The following is an 18312-nucleotide window of genomic DNA, read 5'->3' as shown; positions in this document are numbered from 1 at the left end:
AATGTCAGACTTCTTTAAACCTTTTTTTCGCTTTGTTCCAGTTTCAGGTTTGGCAACCTTTGTAGATTTTGGCGCATCTTATTTAGTGTTCAACTATTTAAGTTTTTCAAATGTTTGGGCTACAGTATTTGGCAATTTTTTAGGTGGAATCGTAGGTTTTATTTTGTCGAGATTTTGGGTTTTTCAAGATTCAAAAACGGAGGAAAGTCGTTGGCAATTAATAAAATATATACTTGTTTCAGCGGGGAATTCATTGATGAATACTCTCGGTGTTTTAGGCCTTAGTAAAGTTATAACAGCAGATTATCTAATCATAAGAGCATTGGTAGGAACGTTCGTATTCGTAGTATATAGTTATGGATTGAACAGATGGTTCGTGTTTAATGCAAGAAATCATGAAAAAATATCTATTTAATAAAATAACAAATCAGTTCAGTAGCAATACTTTACGAATGGTATGTTATTTATTCATCAGCGTCGTTGCGATGACGCCCGTATTTGGACAACAAACGAAAGTAAAAGGGAAAATCATTGACAGCAAAACCAATGAAGCCATTCCCTTTGTAAATATTATTGTATTGGGTACAAAGCAAGGAATCCAAACGGATATTAATGGTAACTATACCATGGATATTCAAGATGGTCAAGCTACTAAAATCCAATATTCTTCTATCGGCTATAAAACAGAAGTAAAAACTTTCAAAAAAGAAATTAGCCAAACTATTTCCATTAAACTTATTCCTCAATCTCAAAACTTATCTGAAGTAACTGTAAAAGCTAAAAAAGATAAGTATCGTAATAAAGACAATCCTGCGGTAGTTTTAATCAGAAAGGTAATTGCCCATCGTGATGAAAATCGCAAAGAAGGAATGGCTTTTTATCAATACGAGAAATACGAGAAGATTCAATTAAACCTTAACAATATTGATGAAGATTATAAGAAGAAGAAAGCCTTCAAAAACTTTCAATTTATCTTCGATAATCTTGATACTTCAAAAACAACAGGAAATGTTTCTTTGCCACTTTATTTAAAAGAAACTGTTGCAGATGTGTATTTCAGAAAAAATCCACAAGAAGAGAAAGTATATATTAAAGGAGAAAAGAAAATTGGTTTAGACCAATATATTGATAACAACGGTATTGCCTCATACATCAACCGTTTATACGAAGACATCAATATTTACGATAGCAATATCAGTTTATTGACCAACCAGTTTATTAGCCCGATTTCTAATTTATCACCTACTTTTTATCGTTTTGTCATTTTGGATACACTTCAATTCCAAAATATGAAATGTGTGAATTTAGGTTTTTCACCAAGAAATCCTACAGACTTTGCTTTTGTTGGAAATATGTATATTTCTTTGGATTCTAATTTTTCGGTTAGAAAAGTAAAATTAGGCGTGCCAAGAAGTATCAACCTAAACTTCGTGAATGAGCTTTTAGTAGAGCAAGAATTTGTACCTGTTGAAGATAACAAATTGATGCTTTCAAAAGATGAAATAACGATTGACTTCGGTTTTAGCAAGAAAGAAAATAAAAGAGGAATTTTAGGAAAACGGTCGGTTTCGTATCAAAACTATGTTTTAAACAAACCTATCGAGAATAGTATTTTCAAGCCGATTCAAAAGAATATCTTGATGGATATGGCTTTAGACCAAGGCGATGATTTCTGGGCAAATGCACGCCATCAAGGTTTGAATAATGTTGAACAAGGCATTTACAAAATGGCTGATAGTATTCAACAAGTACCTGCTTTTAAAAGATTGATGACTGTGGCAGGTTTAGTGCTGTTTGGTTATAAAGATTTTGGTGATTTTGAAATTGGTCCAGCTAACGCATTTTATAGTTTCAACCCAGTTGAAGGCTTCCGTTTGCGCTTCGGTGGTAGAACGATGGCAAAATTGAATCCAAAATTATACTTGGAAACTTATGCTGCTTATGGTTTTAAAGACGAACGTTGGAAGGGTTATATAGGAGCAACCTATAATTTAGGAAAGAATTCTATTTATGAATTTCCAAACCATTATATAAGAGCGTCATATCAAGAAGAAGTAAGAATTCCAGGTCAGGAATTACAGTTTATTCAAGAAGATAACGTGTTACTTTCTTTCAAAAGAGGTGTAAACGATAAAATGACTTATAATAAGATTTTTCGTTTAGATTATCGTCATGAATCTAGAAATGGTATCAGTTATGAATTAGGTTATAAAAACTTAACGCAAGAAGCCGCAGGTTCTTTGAAATTTGAAAGATACAATACTTCGAATACTTCGCCAGATACGCAATTGTATAACGAGAAAGATTTAACAAGTTCTGAAGTATCGGTCAATTTAAAGTTTGCTCCGAACGAGCAATTCTATCAAGGTAAAAACTATAGAATTCCGATTATCAACAAGTATCCGATTTTCCAATTACGCTATAGTTTAGGCATTGCCAATTTCTTGAAAGGCGATTATAATTATCATAATGTTACTTTCAGAGCCAACAAACGTTTCTTTGTTTCGCCCATTGGTTATACAGATATTACGGCAGAAGGAGGAAAGATTTTTGGAACAGTACCTTATCCATTATTGATGATTCACCGTGCTAACCAATCGTATTCTTATCAGTTAGAATCTTATAACTTGATGAATTTCTTGGAATTTGCTTCTGATAAATATGCAGCGATTTTTGTAGATCATTACTTCAATGGTTTTATTTTCAATAAATTACCTTTAATCAAAAAACTAAAGCTTAGAGAAGTAATTACTTTCAAAGGGCTTTGGGGTGGAATAAGTGCTAATAATTTACCAGAGAATAATTTAAGTTTGTATCGTTTTCCACAAGCGGCAGATGGTACTATCTTAACGAATTCATTGGCGAATGGGCCTTATATGGAAGCTAGTGTTGGCGTATCTAATATATTCAAAATCTTTAGAATAGACTTAGTGAAACGTCTTTCATATTTAGATAATCCTAATGTATCTGAATATGGTATTCGTGGTAGATTTAAGTTTGATTTTTAATGCTAACTAAAATAATCTCATAAAGCTATGTACACATTAAAATCTGCGGGACAACAAGTAATTTATCAAATTATTAATCCCTTTATAAAACTATTAATTGCGTTAAAAGTAACTCCCAATATTGTTACAACAGTTGGTTTAGTATTGAATATTGCAGCGGCGGGTATTTTTGTATATGCTGCTGAAGCATCTTTCAGAGGCGACTTTAGTTATATCGGTTGGGGCGGAGCGATGATTTTATTCGCTGGAGTATTCGATATGATTGACGGAAGGCTTGCTCGTGTGGGTAATATGTCGAGTAAATTTGGGGCTTTCTATGATTCAGTATTAGATAGATACAGCGAAATGTTTATGTTTTTAGGTATTTGTTATTACCTGATTTCACATCATTACTTATTCAGTTCGTTTTTCGCATTTTTGGCTTTGATTGGTTCTTCAATGGTAAGTTATACTCGTTCAAGAGCCGAAGGTTTGGGTGTGAAATGTGATATTGGTTGGATGCAACGTCCTGAAAGAATTGTCATCATTGGTGGCTCTGCATTAATTTGTGGCATTTTAGCACCAATTATTGGAAATGACTTTAGAATAGAAGGTTTTTCTCCACGAATTCCTTGGTTTGAAACCATTTCAATCTTTACAATTCCATTAACTTTGGTAGCAATTTTGTCAAATTATACTGCTTTACAAAGAATAGGACATACCAAAAAGGCTTTGGAGGAAAATGGAAAATAAACGATTGCTATATTATTTTATACTTGGCTTAATATTCACTTTATCAACAAGCTTTTCTCCAAGTAACTATCCAAAAGTACCTGATTCGCCAGTAAGGTTGTTTTATATTCAAAGAAGCGCCAATACGAATACCATTGTATATGATGCGAATTTATTGCCTAATGGAGATTTTGACAAAGAAAATCCTGTGAGCGTATATTGGTTGCGTTATCAAGAACAAGGACAAAAAAAAGAACTTACTTGGATTCAGAATTTCCTTGCCTACGGTATCAGTGCTAGAGAAACTAATAAAGAAAATGACTTTGAAGCTTGGATAGTTTCTTACAAAAAAAAGAAATTGAAAATTGGTTTTGACAAACACAAAAAGCCTTTTGCACAATTAGAAATAAACAATAAACAAGCAAAACTGAGCCATGTTTTTGTAAAAACTGAAGGAAGTAACCTTCGTCCTAAAGTACTTTATGTAGAAGTATTTGGCAAAGACTTGAGTACTGGAGATGATATTTATGAAAAAATTAAGCCTTAATCGTTTTTGGGCAATAGAAGAGAATCACAATTTTTTAAGGTTTACCAAGCAAAATATTGTCCTAGCTTTATCCATTTCGGTTATATACTTTATTTGGTTTAGTCAGGTAGTGCCGTATCGCCCTGAACATTCAACACTTTACTTTTTAATCCTTATTTTATTTTATCTCAATGGGGTAACTCGTAGCTTCGTCAAAGCGATGTTACCCTTTGTCATCTTCTGGATACTGTATGATTCTCTGAGAATCATACCAAATTATGCCGTTAATCCTGTGCATATTAAACAACCTTATGAGATTGAAAAGTATTTATTTGGAGTAAATGACAATGGTGTAAGACTTACGCTGAATGAGTATTTTACAAAGTATCATACGCCCTTTTTAGATTTACTTTCGGGGCTATTTTATATCAATTGGGTACCAGTACCTTTTTTATTTGGCATTTATGCTTTTTGGAAAGACAAAGCCCTTATTTATAGTTTCACTTACTGTTTCCTTTTTGTCAATCTAATCGGATTTGTGGCTTATTATACTTATCCTGCCGCTCCGCCTTGGTATGTTGCCGAATATGGTTTTATAGAGCATTTTAACATCATGGGAAATGTAGGAAATCTAAAACATTTTGATGCGCTCGTGGGCGCACCAATCTTCAAAGGAATTTATGAGAAGAATGCCAATGTTTTTGCCGCCATGCCTTCATTGCATTCTGCTTATCCTTTGATTGTTTTATACTTTGCAGCCAAAAAAAGAGTAGGATATTTTATCGTTTTCTTCGTTATTTTTTGTGTAGGCATTTGGTGTTCGGCAGTATATTCCAATCATCATTATGTAATTGATGTATTAGCAGGGATGACTTGCGCTGTTCTTGGAATAGTGTTATTTAACCTTTTTGTTAGAAAACCCATGATTAAGTATATACTACCTTTGTAGTTTTATAAAGGTAGAAGTAAGAAGAATAACCTCATCCCCCAACCCCTTCTCCTGTTGAGAAGGGGAGCCGTTGGAGAGAATTTATTATTAATAATCAGATACTTATAAACTTGTGTATAACTTGTGGCTCCTTCTTTAGAGAAGGAGCTTTTTTTTGCGCCAAAAGCTCCCCTCTCAACAGGAGAGGGGCGGGGGGCGGCCGCCGCTGCGGTGAGGTTTCAAAACAAAGAAAATCCACCTCCACCTTCCAACAATAAGGCTAACAAACAATAAATTGCTAAATTTTAAAAGTGAATAATTGTATTATTCTAATAAAATGAGCCAGTTATGAACAAAATATATAATAATTCCGTTATGTTTGTGTTGTAGAACTAAAATTAAATCATTACAGACATGGAAACTTTAGGTTATTTCGCTGGTATATTAACTACCATCGCCTTTGTGCCACAAGTAATACAGATTTATAAAACTAAATCTGCAAAAGACATCTCTTTAGCAATGTTTCTTTTGTTTACTGTGGGCGTTACTTTTTGGTTAGTATATGGAATTAGTACAAATGCTGTTCCAGTGATTGCTGCCAATGCTATTACCTTAATGCTATCTTTATTAATTCTGTTTTTTAAATACAAATACAGAAAAGCAATGTAAAAAACCTTTAAACAACCTTCTAAGAAAGGTTTTTAAAGGTTTTTTTTTGATTACCCTTTCTCTGCAATAGACGCTGCGATTGTCTCAATAAATCTTTGTCCTAATGCTTTCACATCGGATAAAGTATCTTTATCAATTATCTCTCCTTCTTGACTAACCTTTGTTCTGATAAATTGTATCAACAAATGCAATTGTTCAATATTTTTTGCCTCAATTACCCTCAATACTTCTAAAAGTGCCTGATGCCCAATTGTTCCATCAGTTGATGCAGTGATTAAAGCCGTAGGTTTTCCTGAAAACTCCCCTGAACCAACTGTCCAATCAATAGCATTTTTTAAACTGCCGGGAATTCCATGTGCGTATTCTGGTGTACAAATAATAACGCCATCTGCTTTGCTAATTTGACTTCTAAAATCAGTAACAATACTAGCAATATCTTCTGTTTTAGTATCTGGATTAAAATGAGGAAGCTTATCAATACCATCAAATGTGTTAACAATCAGCGAATCAGCGAATAAACTTGCGAAAGCGTTGATAAGGCGATGATTAGAGGAATTACTTCGGGTACTACCAGAAATGGCTAAAATGTTTTGTTTAATTTTCATCAGATTAAATGCTTTTTAGACACTGTAAATATTGTTAATAAACTATCGTTATAGCCTGATAACAAATTTTAAAGCAATTAATCTCTGAATTTCAATCCTTTTAATACTTTATTGACGGTCTCTGCCATACGTTCAATCTTTGTCTCTTCTTTTTTAGCACCTAATATCCAATCAATATAGGCTTTTTGTTCACTTTCTGTATATGTCAAAAAGTTTTTTAAAGCTTGAGGTTCATCTTCCAAACAAAGCATTAATTCTTTAGGAATTTCTAGTGCATCATTGTCGGCAAAGAGTTTTACATGTACCCAATCGCCCTCTTTTTTTCCAATCTTTTTACGGATTTCAGCCCTAACAGGCAAGAAAAGCATCCCATTGCCCATAGGCATTAAGCGATAGTTTTTCAATTCGAAATCATCAATAAAACCTTTAACCTTCACCCAACCAAAATAAGCATGTTTATCCTGTAAAACCTCAGGAATAATCGCATAAGTCCATCCACCTTTTCCGGGGAACTTCTCAAGTAAATATTTTTTATCAATTAAAGGTTTTTCCAAGACGCTTGATGTTTAATAAAATTGAACAAATAAAGCTATTAATGAATGTAGCAAAAAACAAATTCAGCAAGGTGAAATAATTTATAGAGAAAAGAACAAAACAAAGCCCACAGTTAATAAAGCAAGAGCGGGAAATAATCTTGCAAAGCCCGCTAATGATGAAGCAAGGGTGAGAAATAATCTTGTGAAGCCCGCTAATGATAAAGCAAGAGCGGGAAATAATCTTGCAAAGCCCGCTAATGATGAAGCAAGAGCGGGAAATAATCTTGTGAAGCCCGATAATGATGAAGCAAGAGTGGGAAATAATCTTGTGAAGCCCGCTAATGATGAAGCAAAGGCAAAAGAGAATCATGTGAAGCTCGCTAATGATGAAGCAAAGGCAAAAGAGAATCTTGTGAAACCTGCTAATGATGAAGCAAAGGCAAGAGAGAATCTTGTGAGGCTTGCTAATGATGAAGCAAAGACGGGAAAATATTTTGTAAAGCACTCAAATATTTTTGAAATCATGGGAAAATATTTTGTGAAACACGCTAATGATAGAGCAAAGACATGAAAGAGTTTTGTAAAGCACTCAAATATTTTTGTAAAAAGCTCAGATGCTTATAAAATAGGACCTAAAAGAATTGAGAAAATAGCTAATAAAAATAGATTTAGCTATAGGTTGATTGGTGTTAAAGTAATTGGGAAAAAGATAAGGTTAATATATAGCCAAATGCCTCAATTAAGCCAGAAAACTAAAGTAATGTAACAAGAAATTAAACCATATCAGTTCAAGTTTTAAACACGTTGTAAGCTTAACTTAAATAGAATAATTTCTTTTGAAGCTGGAATTAGAAAAGAATAAATTATGAATTTGAATCAGTAAAATGACTTGATATTTATATCAACGAATACTAAAGTTTTAACTTTTCTAAAATCAAAATTGCTAATTGGTGTGATATACGGGTTTTGCCATTTTCAATTCTTGACAATTTATAAGATGAAATCCCGACTATGTATGCGAGATAAGCTTGTTTCCATCCTTTTTTTATTCTTAGTTCTTTGATAAGAGTTCCGTTTAGAGCTGGAAATGTTGTTAGTGTGTCATTTTCTACACTGAGGTTGTACATTTTAATATTCATAGGTAACATAGATAGACTTTGCAAACAGTTTTTATGCAAGTATATTTCATAGAAGAAAATACCATAGAGTTAAATAAGTTGAGCGTTAAATTAGTAGTATTTACGTAGAAAAAAAAGCTTTTTATTATAAATCACTTGCACTTTTTGCAAGTGATTTATAAGAGTATTTCCGTAAAAGATATAATTATATTGTGTAGTTTCGACACGTAAATTTAATACGTCTAAACAGAAATCATTTAAATATGGAAAAAACTACATTTACTAAACAATTTTTTTTTAAGCCTTGTTCTGAAATATTTACACCATTAGTAAAGAGAATTATATTGTTTTCTCTTTGTTGGATTGGAAGTATATGTCTGACCTTTTCACAAGCAAATAACTCAGTTAAACTACTGACAAAACAAAAAGTTATTTTAGATACTTTTTCTATAGCTACCAATAAACCATTATCTAGTTTAAGAACACAGGTTTATATTGACTATCAGAAACCTAACTCAAAGAAGTTCTGGAAAAACCTTGCTCTTTTTTCAGGAACGCTAGTATTACAATCACAATTGAATAAAACGAACCTATACAAAGAGCCAACAGTTCCTTTACTTACACAAAATAATCAGAACGTACTTCTACCAAGTATTTCGTTGGGACTATTACCTAGTCTATGGAAAAATAGACCAAGAAAAATACCAAAACTAAATCTTAAAGTTGTCCATAAAAGCAGTGATGGCAATATCCTTAATGTTTGGGAAAAACCATTAACAAGTAAAGCAAAAGAAGGTGCTGAACTACTGGATTTAAGTATTGATTCTTCCATTCGTTTAGGTAAAATTGAAATAAGTTTAGAAAATTATTCCGATAGAAAAGTTTATTTTTGGGGCAATGCAACTAATATTATTACTAAATCTGTAATAGAAGAAACTCCAATAGAGGAAATTGCACCTTACAAACTAAAAAGAGTTAGTCGATATCCTGGCAAATTAATTGAAAGTGTTGTTGATGAGAAAATTGTAGTACTACAGAAGACTAATAAAGAAGTAAAGGGTTCAAGTAGTTTTTTAGATTTTACAAGCACTTTATCTCCACAAACATTTGATGTAACAAATGTAAAGCCAAAGCAAAAACCTGTTTACAGTAGTGCTACTACTACTGCTAAAGAATCGGATTGTAAAGCATTAGAGGGGCAAGTATGGGATGGTACAAAATGTGTTTTTAATCCTGACGTTTTTTGTAAAGCGAATTTTGGAGATGATTTTTCATATAATTCATCAACTGGAGCCTGTGATTTTAACGACCCTTATGCTAATGAATCATGTCCAAGTGGAGAAACCTATCAAGCTGGGGTAGGAGATGGGTGTCCTATTTCCGAGTGTGAAGATAGTGGCGGAGAATGGGAAAATAATGCTTGTAACAATCCTTCTTTGGACTGTGTAAATGGAGGAGGTTCTTGGCAAGAACCAAATTGTCTATGCTCTTCTGGACTAATTTGGGATGATGATGTAAAAGAATGTATTATTGATGTCGAAGTAGGTGTAAATCAATGCCCTTCTGGACTAATTTGGGATGATTTAATGAATACATGTGTTATTGATGAAGATATAGTAGTAGGTGGACAAAATTGTTTAATTCAAGGGAAAGTGTGGGATGAAGCTACACAAAGTTGTATTACACCTTCAACTGGATGCCCTTATGGTTATTATGATGATGGTTGGGGTAGTTGTATTTTTGATTATGAGCCAATACCACCAACTGGTACACTTCCTCCGGTAACGCCGCCTTCCTTACCACCTGTACAGTATGGGACAAGGACGTATTATAATCCTGAAACACGTGCAAATTATTATTCATCAGAAAAAAAGTGTGAAGGTATTCAAGATATTTGGAACAACGCAGTTTCAAATAATAAAGAAGTTTTGGCATTTTTACTCTCCGATGGTACTTTGGTAACTTTGCCATATAATACAAGTACAAACATATCAGCTGTTGTACCACCAGCTTCTTATAATGGTGAAACTGCAGGGACTTATTTCAATGGGGTAGATAGTTTTGTGCAAATTGTAGCAACTATTCATACTCATAATGAATGCATAAATGACCATTCAGATGGTGTATCTGGGCTATCTAATGATGATGTTAGTGTTTTTCAGACTTTTTTACAATTTAGTCCTCCGATCAAACATTATGTAATGGGATGTGGTGTAGTTGGAGAAACAGATATTAATGGAAGTATCAGTAATAAACAATGGGGTACTCCTTCTCAAACTTGCTGGAATATTAAATAAACATAATTTATGAAAAAATACCTTATTATATTCTTACTACTCGTGTTTTGTATTACGAAAAGCAAAGCACAAACAGATTCATTGCCAGATTTACCCCAGTTGGTTGTAAAAGATACTACTATGATTGCCTTCATCAAAAGCTCAATCAAGTATTTCAAAAAAGAGGATAAGTATTGGAAAGAGTATTATTATATAGAGATTGATTTAAGCCCTTGGGAGTTTCATCCTAAAAATAGTTTAATCACATTGGCTTATGCAACTTATGGAATAGCACCTTCGGGTGCATATCATTCTCAATCTTTTGAGAGAGACAAAGCTGATGTTATTGGCTATACATTTATTGATGATATACCTGTTTTATTTAAAAGAAAAACTGCAAGAATCGCAGGCTTTAGAGGAGACTTGTTCCAATTCTCCTCTAAAAGCTTAAAGCAATTATCCGATATTTTAAAAAGAAAAGATACAAGAGACTCCAATAAGAAAGGAGATATGATTGAGGGTGTATATACCATAGGTAATTTTTTATACTTAACTGAAGATAGAAAAATAAAATACGAACATTGATGTCTTGTTAAGTAGAATTTATGGGAAGTTTCTGCCGTTGTTCGTGTCTAACGAACAACTAATAGAAACACAAATCGTAGAATTGTTTGTGAAGACACAAACAATGGCAATATGATGGGAATTAAAAAAGTTCTAATTCTAATTTTACTAACTACATATACTGTATTTGGGCAGAATACTCAGCTAGATACCCTCAGACAATTTCAAGGACATTGGGTTTTTAAGATGGCAATTAATCCAGATTTTACAGAAGAGGAGTTAGCAAAAACTTATCCTGAAAAAGGACATAAAATTCATATACAAGGAACTAGAGTTTATGGAAACTTTATGGGAATGTATGAAAACCTTAACCTCAACCTAGCTACATTGGAAAGTAATGGCGATAAATGCTTTGTGTGTAATTTGGATAAAAAAGATTCTATTGCTTTGCAAAAATCAGGAGTGTATCCTCAGCCTTGGATGGGGATTTATCAATTTCGTTCACCAAGACTACCCTTGCCTTACCTTTCTCTTCAGCTTTTGTTAACACAAAAATATTTGAAGGTTGGAATTGACCAAACAATTTTTTTATTGGAACGAGATAAAGCAGAGTATCTTTTTTGTAAAGAGGATAATGTCAATTTGAGTATTACACCTAATGTGCCTTCATTTAATTCGATAAAAAAGAATGAGGAGTTAGAGGTGTTATTTCGATGGAAAGAGTGGGTGAAAGTTCGCTATTGGGGAAAAGCATTATTAGAAGGTTGGGTTAAAGCTGAACAGCTTACAAAATAAAAGTGCTGAACCAACTTTTTGGAACATCTTTCAAAAAAACATTATTCTCTGCCATTGTTCGTGTCTCACGAACAACTCAAAGGAATGCCGTCAAATTGTTTGTGAAGACATAAACAATGGCAAGAGGAATTTAACTGTTTATTTTTGTGCTACAATTTTTATATGGTATTCAATGGAGTCCGACATCGTTTGATTGGCTAAATTATCATAGAATTTTGCTGATTTGTATCGGACATCCCATTTTGTTCTATCAATAACCAACTTGGCATTCGCTTTGACAATCCCATCCTTAACCTCTATTTGAGCTGGAAAAGTAACTGAGTGTGTGATACCTTTAATCGTTAGGTTCCCTGTAACATTTTTATTCTCATCATTTATTGATGCAACTTTGGTTATTGCAATTGTAGAAAAGGGAAATTTTATAACTTCAAAAAAATCAGGGTCTTTTAAGTGATTAACAAGGTTATTATCAGTCCCATGGTTTTTATCTTCAATGGTATTCATGTCAACCTCAATTATACCACCCATAAGTTGACCGTTTTCAATCATCAATTCTCCTTTTGATATATAGATGTACCCTGTTTGACTGTTTAAACCATTTAGCGAAGAACCTTTCCATGTCACAACACTTTCCTTTGTATCTATCATAAAATATTTTTCATTTCCAACATGTAAGGATAAGGAACTCGCCGAGGCATTATTTTTATTTCCTTCTTTTTCATTTCCACAGCCGATGAATAAAGGAGCAATAATTAAAATTAAGTAAGTGATTGATAGTTTGTTGTTCATAAACAGAAATAATATTGATTAATAATTTTACCCTCCAACTATAAGATTTTAAACTTAAATCCTTATAGGTTTATACCAAAGACTTACTCTGTCATTGTTCGTGTCTCACGAACAAAAAAGTGACAATGAATTAATGAAAAATATATTAGAGAAACGCAAGTCGTCGAATTGTTTGTGGAGACACAAACAATGGCAAGAAGACACAAACAATGGCAAGGGAGGTTTATACAAAAGACTTATTTTTTAAAAACCATGTCTAATTTAATCGGGATTTCATCAGCGATTAGATGGTCTTTCGCACTTGAAAAAATATTAGAGGCAAACAGACTTGGGGCTTTATAGGTGATTCCAAAGCTAGAACGTAAGAAAAATAAACTTGCTTTAGCTGTAATGCTCTCTTTATTGTTATCAATAAAAGCTGTAAAAGCAATTTGATTAGTAATTCCCCTTATATTCAAATTACCTTGCACTGCATATTTATTAGGTTCAGCCGTTTTATTGATTTTGGTAATGATAAAAGTAGCCTGAGGGTATTTTTGAACAGCAAAGAAATCATCTCCTTTTAAATGCGATTCTAAATTGTTGTCTCCTTTCTCCTTTGGATTTCGCTCATGCTCATTACTTTTAATTGTTTTCATATCTATCACAAAGCTACCTCCTTGTATTTTACCATCTTTCACAAGTGTGATGTTGCCCGAAGCAAATTTTAAAGTACCTTCATGTCCACCGTATTCAAATGCAGGTGTTCCTTTCCAAAAAACCTGACTTTCGGAAACTGATAAATCAAATTTCTGTTGCGTAAATCCAGATAAATAACTCAATAGTAATGATAAAGTAATAAGCTTTTTCATGATAAATAAGGTTTAGAGAAGGAATTGTTTGGTTATTGTATATTCAGCAGATTTTCATTTTGAGGTAAAGTATATAGATTTGAACTCGTTAATAAAACAGAGGTGTCTTTCTTTTTACAGGTAACGGGTACATTATTAATATCAATTTTAGGAAAGATTTCATTAAACGAAAGCAACTTTTGTTCTGAAGGTTGGTCTTTGATAGCAATACGGTAAGGCATAACTAAACAAAGGGGATCTTTCGTTTCTTTTTTTGTTGATTTAACACCAGTGGTTTTTACAACTCCTTTGTTTTTTGATGATGGTTTACAACATTTCTTTTTGTTAAATTTTTCAATCATTGTTTTACTGTTAAACAGTACAGCTGAATAATTGCTAGATGGAATTTGTGCCATTAAAGAGTAAGAAAATAGCACAAGCGAAAGGATGAGTGTTTTTCTCATGTTGATAATTGTTTATGTTTTAATTAACTAAGACAAACATATCAAATTGAAAAGCATTGGTAGTAAATGAAATGTAAAAAAGTGTAAAAGCTATGTAAAAACCGTTACTAATAGCTATTTATCGTTTAAATTGCTCATGTTTATGAAATCAAGATTATACATATTGCCATTGTTGCTGATGATAGGCTGTTTGTTCTTCATTGCAACGAATCGGAAAAAAGGAGATGATTATGCAGAAAAGCATCTGACAGTGGTGCTAAGAGACATAGGACATCAGTTATTACTTCATGCAAAAGACTCTAGTTCTAGAGTTTTGCCCATCAAACAAATTAATGAGAATACTTTTGAAATCGCTTTTCAAAGTAAATTTACCTTTGTGTCAGATACTTTGATAGCATTGGTGCATAGGCGTTTGAAATCGACCAATTTGCCTACTGAATATATCGTTAATGTGATTGATTGTGGGAATAAAGAATTGATTTTTGCTTATGAAGTAAGTAAAAAGACCGATAGTATTTTACCATGTTTGGGAAGACAACAAGATGTAGGCTGTTACTTAATTCAAATTGAGTTTTTAAGAGCAGAAACGTTGGCATTCAGTAATTATTTACTCTTACTGATTCCTTTAGGACTAATAGGTTTTATACTGAAAAGTAATTTTATAAAAGATAAAAAAGTAGCAGAAAATGATGTTGTACCAGCAGAAAGAGATTATATCGCAATCGGTCAATATGCTTTTTATCCTGAAAAGAATAGCTTGAAGTATGGAACTGAAAACATAGAATTGTCTGAACGAGAAGCAAAATTACTTAGCATTTTTGCGGTAAACCTAAATCAATTAATTGAAAGAGAAAGACTTTTGAAGGAAGTTTGGGAAGATGAAGGCGTTTTTGTAATCAGCAGAAATCTGGACGTATTGGTTTCAAAACTAAGAAAGAAACTCCAAAAGGATGAATTGGTGAAAATTACCAATCAGCATGGAAAAGGCTATAAATTGGAGGTTTTGAAGGAGGAGGAGTGAGAATAAAGAAATGAATTTTTATAAAGAACATCATGATGTATCGGCAACCTTTAGGGTTGCCGTTTTTTGTTGGTTATATCATGAAATACGCTAACCGCAAGGATTTATCGCTACTTGTTTTGTTGTTTTTTGAATGTAATAGAATTTGTTAAACCTTTTTTTCTATTAGCTGGCGAATTAATTCGCCAGCTAATAGAAAAATACTGATTGAGGAAGCTAGTGTAGAAACAACACTTAACAATTGCCACAAACAATAAACGGCAACCATAAAGGTCACCGTTGTCTTATTATAATGTGTTAGAAATACTCTAGGCGAATTTAGAAAAACGTAAGTTTGATGCTTACTGATAATTCCAATTAATGTCTTTGATGTGTTATTCAGTATAAGCCTCAATAATATTCATTAATAATTGATTAATTAGCCGTAGGCTTTTTAACCTTCAATTCATCGGGAGCATCTTTGGTATAAGTCTTAAATTGTGATTTGTAGTTTTTATCAAAAAGGGCTTTGATTTCTTTGATGTCAACTGAACTAGCAGGATTGAATTGCGGAGAATTCATATAAGTTTTTAGACTATACAATAACTGACGAGCTACAAAACGTTTGTCAGGTTCTGAACTGAGGTCAGCGCTAGAAATAATCAGTTTGCCTTTTCCAACTTTCGCTTCTAAGATTAAACCCAATTTACGATTCAAGAACCAAGTATCAATAGGCTGAACAATAGGACGGAAGCCCGCAGGGAAACTATCCAACAACATTACTTGTGAGCGGTTTGTAATTTCCCACCATTGTAAATTACTGTGGTATTCTGTCGGGAAGTTTTGGAAAGCAGGATGAGTAGGCTCGCAAAGAAAACCCAAAGTATGCGGAGGACGCATTTTGAACCAAGAAGTATTCCAGAAAACAGGTTGGAAATAATTCACAACTTCTTTCCCTTTTTCGATTTTACCCGCAGCTTCTAAGAATACTTTACCACCATTCTGCAAAACTTCTTCTGCTTTGGCATCCAATTCTTTACAGAAGTAAATTTCATCAGTATTAATTGTCGGAAGTTTTTCTGGATATACCCAAAACTCCCAATTATTCATAAAAGTAGTATTATCAATACGTACTTCAAAAACAAGTTTCTGTGCTTTTTGAATAGCATTTAAAGCAAAAGATACTTTTCCGATATTAAAATTATTACCGATTGGAATATTGGTTTTATCAAATTTACCTTTCGCCAATACTTGTTTGTTTTCATCCAGAATTTGCCATGAAGCCAAGGCATTATTCAACACATCTTTGCCAAAATGATACATTTCAACATTTGCTTCGAAGCTCTCTGAGTTTTTATATACAAATTTTGGAATACGTGCCAGAGGAACAGTAGTGTTACAGAATTGAGCAAATTCAGCTTGTGAAATATATCCTTTTTCTTCCCAGAAAGAATCCAGAATGCCAACCAAAGCTGTTCCCTGACCAGAGTAATCGTTCAAACCAAGCATTTGAATTCCTGCTGAAATGGGCGTGCGAAATGCCATTTCAATTTCAGTTTTATAACTCAAAGCCTGTAATTTCCCAGTAGCTAGAAAGAATTTTTCACCCAATTCTCCCATGTCTTTATCTTTCAAATCTTCTTGGAAAAGTTCATAATTCTTGGCTTTGTAAACGCCAGTATATTTACTGATTTCCTTGAAATTTGGAAAAACACACCATTGACCTAATTCGTGGGTTAGATACGGTACTTTAAAATCTTTTACTTTATCGGCAAAGTCCTCAGTACTGCTTGGAAGTTTATTCCAAGGCAAACCTCTTGGGCCAGATTTAATCATGTATTCATTGGATGGGACTAAAGGCCAACTCATTGCTACTGATGCGCCAGTATATTTACGACGAGGGTCTTTAGTCTTCCAATAGTTTATGAATTTGGTTAGGTAATCTACTTGTTTGCCTCCTCTTGGTTCATTTCCATAAGCCAACATGCAAAAAGAAGCATAATTACCGTAAGCTTTTGCCATACGGTTAGTTTCATCCATAATAAACTGGTCGATAGGATGCCCATCGCCTAAAGATGAACCATGATTCGCCCAACTTGGGCCTTCTGGTTGTAGATATATTCCCACTAAATCTGCTGCGATAAAAGCTGCCTCTGGCGGACAATACGAATGAAAACGGAAATGGTTTAAACCATAAGCTTTCGCTTTTCTAAAAACCTTTTCCCAAGACGCTACGTCCATCGGAGCGTAACCAGTTAATGGAAATTGGCAGTTTTCAACTGTTCCTCTTAAAAATATAGGGCGACCATTAATTTCAAAACGAGTGCCTTTTATGGCAAAATCTCGCATTCCAAACTGTACTTTCCTAGCAGATTGTACTTGTTTTTTAACAATGATTTCGGCAGATAGATGGTACAAGGCAGGGGAAAATTCATCCCAAGTTTGGAAGTCATCGCCCATCGGATAATCAATGGTGATACTTTTTTCTTGTCCATCTATCTGGAAATCAGATAAAATTAATTTTGGAGAGTGAGCTTTAATGCTGTTAAAACTTTTTGCAGAAAGCTTAATTTGTCCTTCAACAGGCTTTTGCAAATAATTTTTTAATACGATTTTTACTTTCGCTAAATGATTTACCAAATCTGGATAAATCTGAATATCATCAAACCAGATTTTACTTTCGGCTTCTAGTTCTATTTTGCCAACAATCCCGTTCCAGTTTCCTTGTGTGTGGTCGGTTAAACTATGGGAATCTTTCCCAACATTGATAGCCTTGATGCGATTATCAACACGAATTGAAATGGTATGCTTTCCTGTGGATAATTTATCCGTTAAATCAAAGGTTTGTGCAACGCACATTGAGTTTTCTAAACCAATTTCTTCATTATCAATCCATACTCTTGTTTCAGTATGCGGTCTTTCTAAAGTAAGAACAATGCGTTTGTTTGACCAGTTTTTAGGAACATCTATTGCTTTCTGGTACCAAGCAGCGCCTACATAATATTTTGCGGGTGTTAACCAAAAAGGGAATTTTAAATTTTCAGGAGTACGATACTTTGCTAAATGCGGATTGAAGTACCAAGAACTATCGTAAATACTGCCAGTCCACTGTGTATGAATCGTTACAGGACTTCCTTTGCCATTTTCTAGCATCGAACCCGGTAATTTGATGGTTTCAGAAAGTTTACTATTAAACCATTTATCTTTTACGCCAACGTCTGCTGAATCAATTTTGAATTGCCAATTTCCTGCTAAAGAGATTTTTTGAGCATTGATTGTATTGCCAAACAACAAGCATAAAATAAATAAGTAATTTTTAATCATAAGCTTTTAAACGTTTTTGGGCAGTAAGACTTTACTCTTTTCGGATTAAGAAACCCTGCCGAACTTATCCTCAGCAGGGCTTAGTCTTTACACCAAAAAATCTATTTTTATAATGTTGATATTAATTATTCCAATGCAAACAAGGTATCGGAACTTTTAAGTTTATGAA

The 18312-nt window shown here is 33.4% G+C and carries 18 protein-coding genes; 11 read left to right on the top strand and 7 right to left on the bottom strand.

Going from position 1 to position 18312, the window contains the following annotated elements; translation table 11 throughout:
• Nucleotide 1: 1 nt before the first annotated feature.
• From ABID42_RS15230 to ABID42_RS15205, 6 genes are all read left to right on the top strand, one after another.
• Nucleotides 2–415 (top strand): GtrA family protein, encoded by a 414-nt coding sequence (locus tag ABID42_RS15230; protein WP_367284390.1) that lies wholly within the window; start codon nt 2–4, stop codon nt 413–415.
• Nucleotides 396–3008: a DUF5686 and carboxypeptidase-like regulatory domain-containing protein gene (locus tag ABID42_RS15225; RefSeq protein ID WP_367284389.1), complete on the top strand. Its 2613-nt coding sequence runs from the start codon at nt 396–398 to the stop codon at nt 3006–3008. Before ABID42_RS15230 ends, ABID42_RS15225 begins: the two co-directional genes overlap by 20 nt.
• Nucleotides 3009–3035: 27 nt before the next feature.
• Nucleotides 3036–3740, top strand: coding sequence for a CDP-alcohol phosphatidyltransferase family protein (locus tag ABID42_RS15220; protein ID WP_367284388.1), 705 nt, complete (start codon nt 3036–3038; stop codon nt 3738–3740).
• Nucleotides 3730–4266: a DUF4833 domain-containing protein gene (locus ABID42_RS15215; RefSeq protein ID WP_367284387.1), complete on the top strand. Its 537-nt coding sequence runs from the start codon at nt 3730–3732 to the stop codon at nt 4264–4266. Before ABID42_RS15220 ends, ABID42_RS15215 begins: the two co-directional genes overlap by 11 nt.
• Nucleotides 4247–5194, top strand: a complete 948-nt coding sequence (locus ABID42_RS15210) for a phosphatase PAP2 family protein (RefSeq protein ID WP_367284386.1) — start codon at nt 4247–4249, stop codon at nt 5192–5194. The genes ABID42_RS15215 and ABID42_RS15210 overlap by 20 nt, the downstream gene beginning before the upstream one ends.
• A gap of 393 nt (nt 5195–5587) precedes the next feature.
• Nucleotides 5588–5842 (top strand): SemiSWEET transporter, encoded by a 255-nt coding sequence (locus ABID42_RS15205; protein ID WP_323254989.1) that lies wholly within the window; start codon nt 5588–5590, stop codon nt 5840–5842.
• Between the two features lie 50 nt (nt 5843–5892).
• Here ABID42_RS15205 and ABID42_RS15200 read toward each other — a convergent pair whose 3' ends face one another.
• Together ABID42_RS15200 and ABID42_RS15195 are read right to left on the bottom strand one after the other, a co-directional pair.
• Nucleotides 5893–6447, bottom strand: a complete 555-nt coding sequence (locus ABID42_RS15200) for an NADPH-dependent FMN reductase (protein WP_367284385.1) — start codon at nt 6445–6447, stop codon at nt 5893–5895.
• Nucleotides 6448–6524: 77 nt separating this feature from the next.
• Nucleotides 6525–7001 carry a DUF1905 domain-containing protein gene (locus tag ABID42_RS15195; protein WP_367284384.1) on the bottom strand — a complete coding sequence of 159 codons (477 nt, stop codon included), beginning with the start codon at nt 6999–7001 and terminating at the stop codon, nt 6525–6527.
• Nucleotides 7002–7170: 169 nt separating this feature from the next.
• Here ABID42_RS15195 and ABID42_RS15190 point away from each other — a divergent pair, with 169 nt between their 5' ends.
• On the top strand, nt 7171–7554 hold the full coding sequence (locus ABID42_RS15190) for a hypothetical protein (protein WP_367284383.1): 384 nt from the start codon (nt 7171–7173) through the stop codon (nt 7552–7554).
• A 340-nt stretch (nt 7555–7894) separates the two neighbouring features.
• On the opposite strand, the gene ABID42_RS15185 is transcribed toward ABID42_RS15190, so the two are convergent.
• Nucleotides 7895–8110: a helix-turn-helix transcriptional regulator gene (locus ABID42_RS15185; protein ID WP_367284429.1), complete on the bottom strand. Its 216-nt coding sequence runs from the start codon at nt 8108–8110 to the stop codon at nt 7895–7897.
• A 254-nt stretch (nt 8111–8364) separates the two neighbouring features.
• On the opposite strand from ABID42_RS15185, the gene ABID42_RS15180 reads away from it, so the two are divergent.
• The 3 genes from ABID42_RS15180 (at nt 8365) to ABID42_RS15170 (ending at nt 11736) form a co-directional block, all read left to right on the top strand.
• Nucleotides 8365–10398: a hypothetical protein gene (locus ABID42_RS15180; protein ID WP_367284382.1), complete on the top strand. Its 2034-nt coding sequence runs from the start codon at nt 8365–8367 to the stop codon at nt 10396–10398.
• Nucleotides 10399–10407: 9 nt separating this feature from the next.
• On the top strand, nt 10408–10962 hold the full coding sequence (locus ABID42_RS15175) for a hypothetical protein (RefSeq protein WP_323254999.1): 555 nt from the start codon (nt 10408–10410) through the stop codon (nt 10960–10962).
• Nucleotides 10963–11073: 111 nt separating this feature from the next.
• Nucleotides 11074–11736, top strand: coding sequence for an SH3 domain-containing protein (locus tag ABID42_RS15170; RefSeq protein WP_323255002.1), 663 nt, complete (start codon nt 11074–11076; stop codon nt 11734–11736).
• Nucleotides 11737–11874: 138 nt separating this feature from the next.
• On the opposite strand, the gene ABID42_RS15165 is transcribed toward ABID42_RS15170, so the two are convergent.
• From ABID42_RS15165 to ABID42_RS15155, 3 genes are all read right to left on the bottom strand, one after another.
• Nucleotides 11875–12525, bottom strand: coding sequence for a YceI family protein (locus tag ABID42_RS15165; RefSeq protein WP_367284381.1), 651 nt, complete (start codon nt 12523–12525; stop codon nt 11875–11877).
• A 236-nt stretch (nt 12526–12761) separates the two neighbouring features.
• A complete protein-coding gene (locus ABID42_RS15160; protein WP_367284380.1) occupies nt 12762–13376 on the bottom strand; it encodes a YceI family protein in 615 nt (204 codons plus the stop codon).
• 32 nt (nt 13377–13408) lie between these two features.
• Nucleotides 13409–13819 (bottom strand): hypothetical protein, encoded by a 411-nt coding sequence (locus tag ABID42_RS15155; RefSeq protein WP_323255008.1) that lies wholly within the window; start codon nt 13817–13819, stop codon nt 13409–13411.
• A 142-nt stretch (nt 13820–13961) separates the two neighbouring features.
• Between ABID42_RS15155 and ABID42_RS15150 the strand changes: the two genes are divergently transcribed.
• Nucleotides 13962–14840, top strand: coding sequence for a helix-turn-helix domain-containing protein (locus ABID42_RS15150; protein ID WP_367284379.1), 879 nt, complete (start codon nt 13962–13964; stop codon nt 14838–14840).
• Nucleotides 14841–15254: 414 nt separating this feature from the next.
• Here the strand turns inward: ABID42_RS15150 and ABID42_RS15145 are convergent, their stop codons facing one another.
• Nucleotides 15255–18143, bottom strand: coding sequence for an exo-beta-1,4-galactosidase (locus ABID42_RS15145; RefSeq protein WP_367284378.1), 2889 nt, complete (start codon nt 18141–18143; stop codon nt 15255–15257).
• Nucleotides 18144–18312 lie beyond the last annotated feature (169 nt).

Origin of the sequence: Arcicella rosea, assembly GCF_040543805.1 — a bacterium.
GTDB lineage: Bacteria > Bacteroidota > Bacteroidia > Cytophagales > Spirosomataceae > Arcicella > Arcicella rosea.
This window is presented reverse-complemented; position numbering and strand designations above follow the sequence as displayed.

Coding starts and splice junctions, on each gene's coding strand:
- ABID42_RS15220 (WP_367284388.1), top strand. CDS start 3,036: ATGTACACATTAAAATCTGCGGGACAACAAGTAATTTATCAAATTATT.
- ABID42_RS15210 (WP_367284386.1), top strand. CDS start 4,247: ATGAAAAAATTAAGCCTTAATCGTTTTTGGGCAATAGAAGAGAATCAC.
- ABID42_RS15230 (WP_367284390.1), top strand. CDS start 2: ATGTCAGACTTCTTTAAACCTTTTTTTCGCTTTGTTCCAGTTTCAGGT.
- ABID42_RS15185 (WP_367284429.1), bottom strand. CDS start 8,110: ATGTACAACCTCAGTGTAGAAAATGACACACTAACAACATTTCCAGCT.
- ABID42_RS15170 (WP_323255002.1), top strand. CDS start 11,074: ATGATGGGAATTAAAAAAGTTCTAATTCTAATTTTACTAACTACATAT.
- ABID42_RS15145 (WP_367284378.1), bottom strand. CDS start 18,143: ATGATTAAAAATTACTTATTTATTTTATGCTTGTTGTTTGGCAATACA.
- ABID42_RS15165 (WP_367284381.1), bottom strand. CDS start 12,525: ATGAACAACAAACTATCAATCACTTACTTAATTTTAATTATTGCTCCT.
- ABID42_RS15150 (WP_367284379.1), top strand. CDS start 13,962: ATGAAATCAAGATTATACATATTGCCATTGTTGCTGATGATAGGCTGT.
- ABID42_RS15205 (WP_323254989.1), top strand. CDS start 5,588: ATGGAAACTTTAGGTTATTTCGCTGGTATATTAACTACCATCGCCTTT.
- ABID42_RS15215 (WP_367284387.1), top strand. CDS start 3,730: ATGGAAAATAAACGATTGCTATATTATTTTATACTTGGCTTAATATTC.
- ABID42_RS15175 (WP_323254999.1), top strand. CDS start 10,408: ATGAAAAAATACCTTATTATATTCTTACTACTCGTGTTTTGTATTACG.
- ABID42_RS15225 (WP_367284389.1), top strand. CDS start 396: ATGAAAAAATATCTATTTAATAAAATAACAAATCAGTTCAGTAGCAAT.
- ABID42_RS15160 (WP_367284380.1), bottom strand. CDS start 13,376: ATGAAAAAGCTTATTACTTTATCATTACTATTGAGTTATTTATCTGGA.
- ABID42_RS15155 (WP_323255008.1), bottom strand. CDS start 13,819: ATGAGAAAAACACTCATCCTTTCGCTTGTGCTATTTTCTTACTCTTTA.
- ABID42_RS15200 (WP_367284385.1), bottom strand. CDS start 6,447: ATGAAAATTAAACAAAACATTTTAGCCATTTCTGGTAGTACCCGAAGT.
- ABID42_RS15180 (WP_367284382.1), top strand. CDS start 8,365: ATGGAAAAAACTACATTTACTAAACAATTTTTTTTTAAGCCTTGTTCT.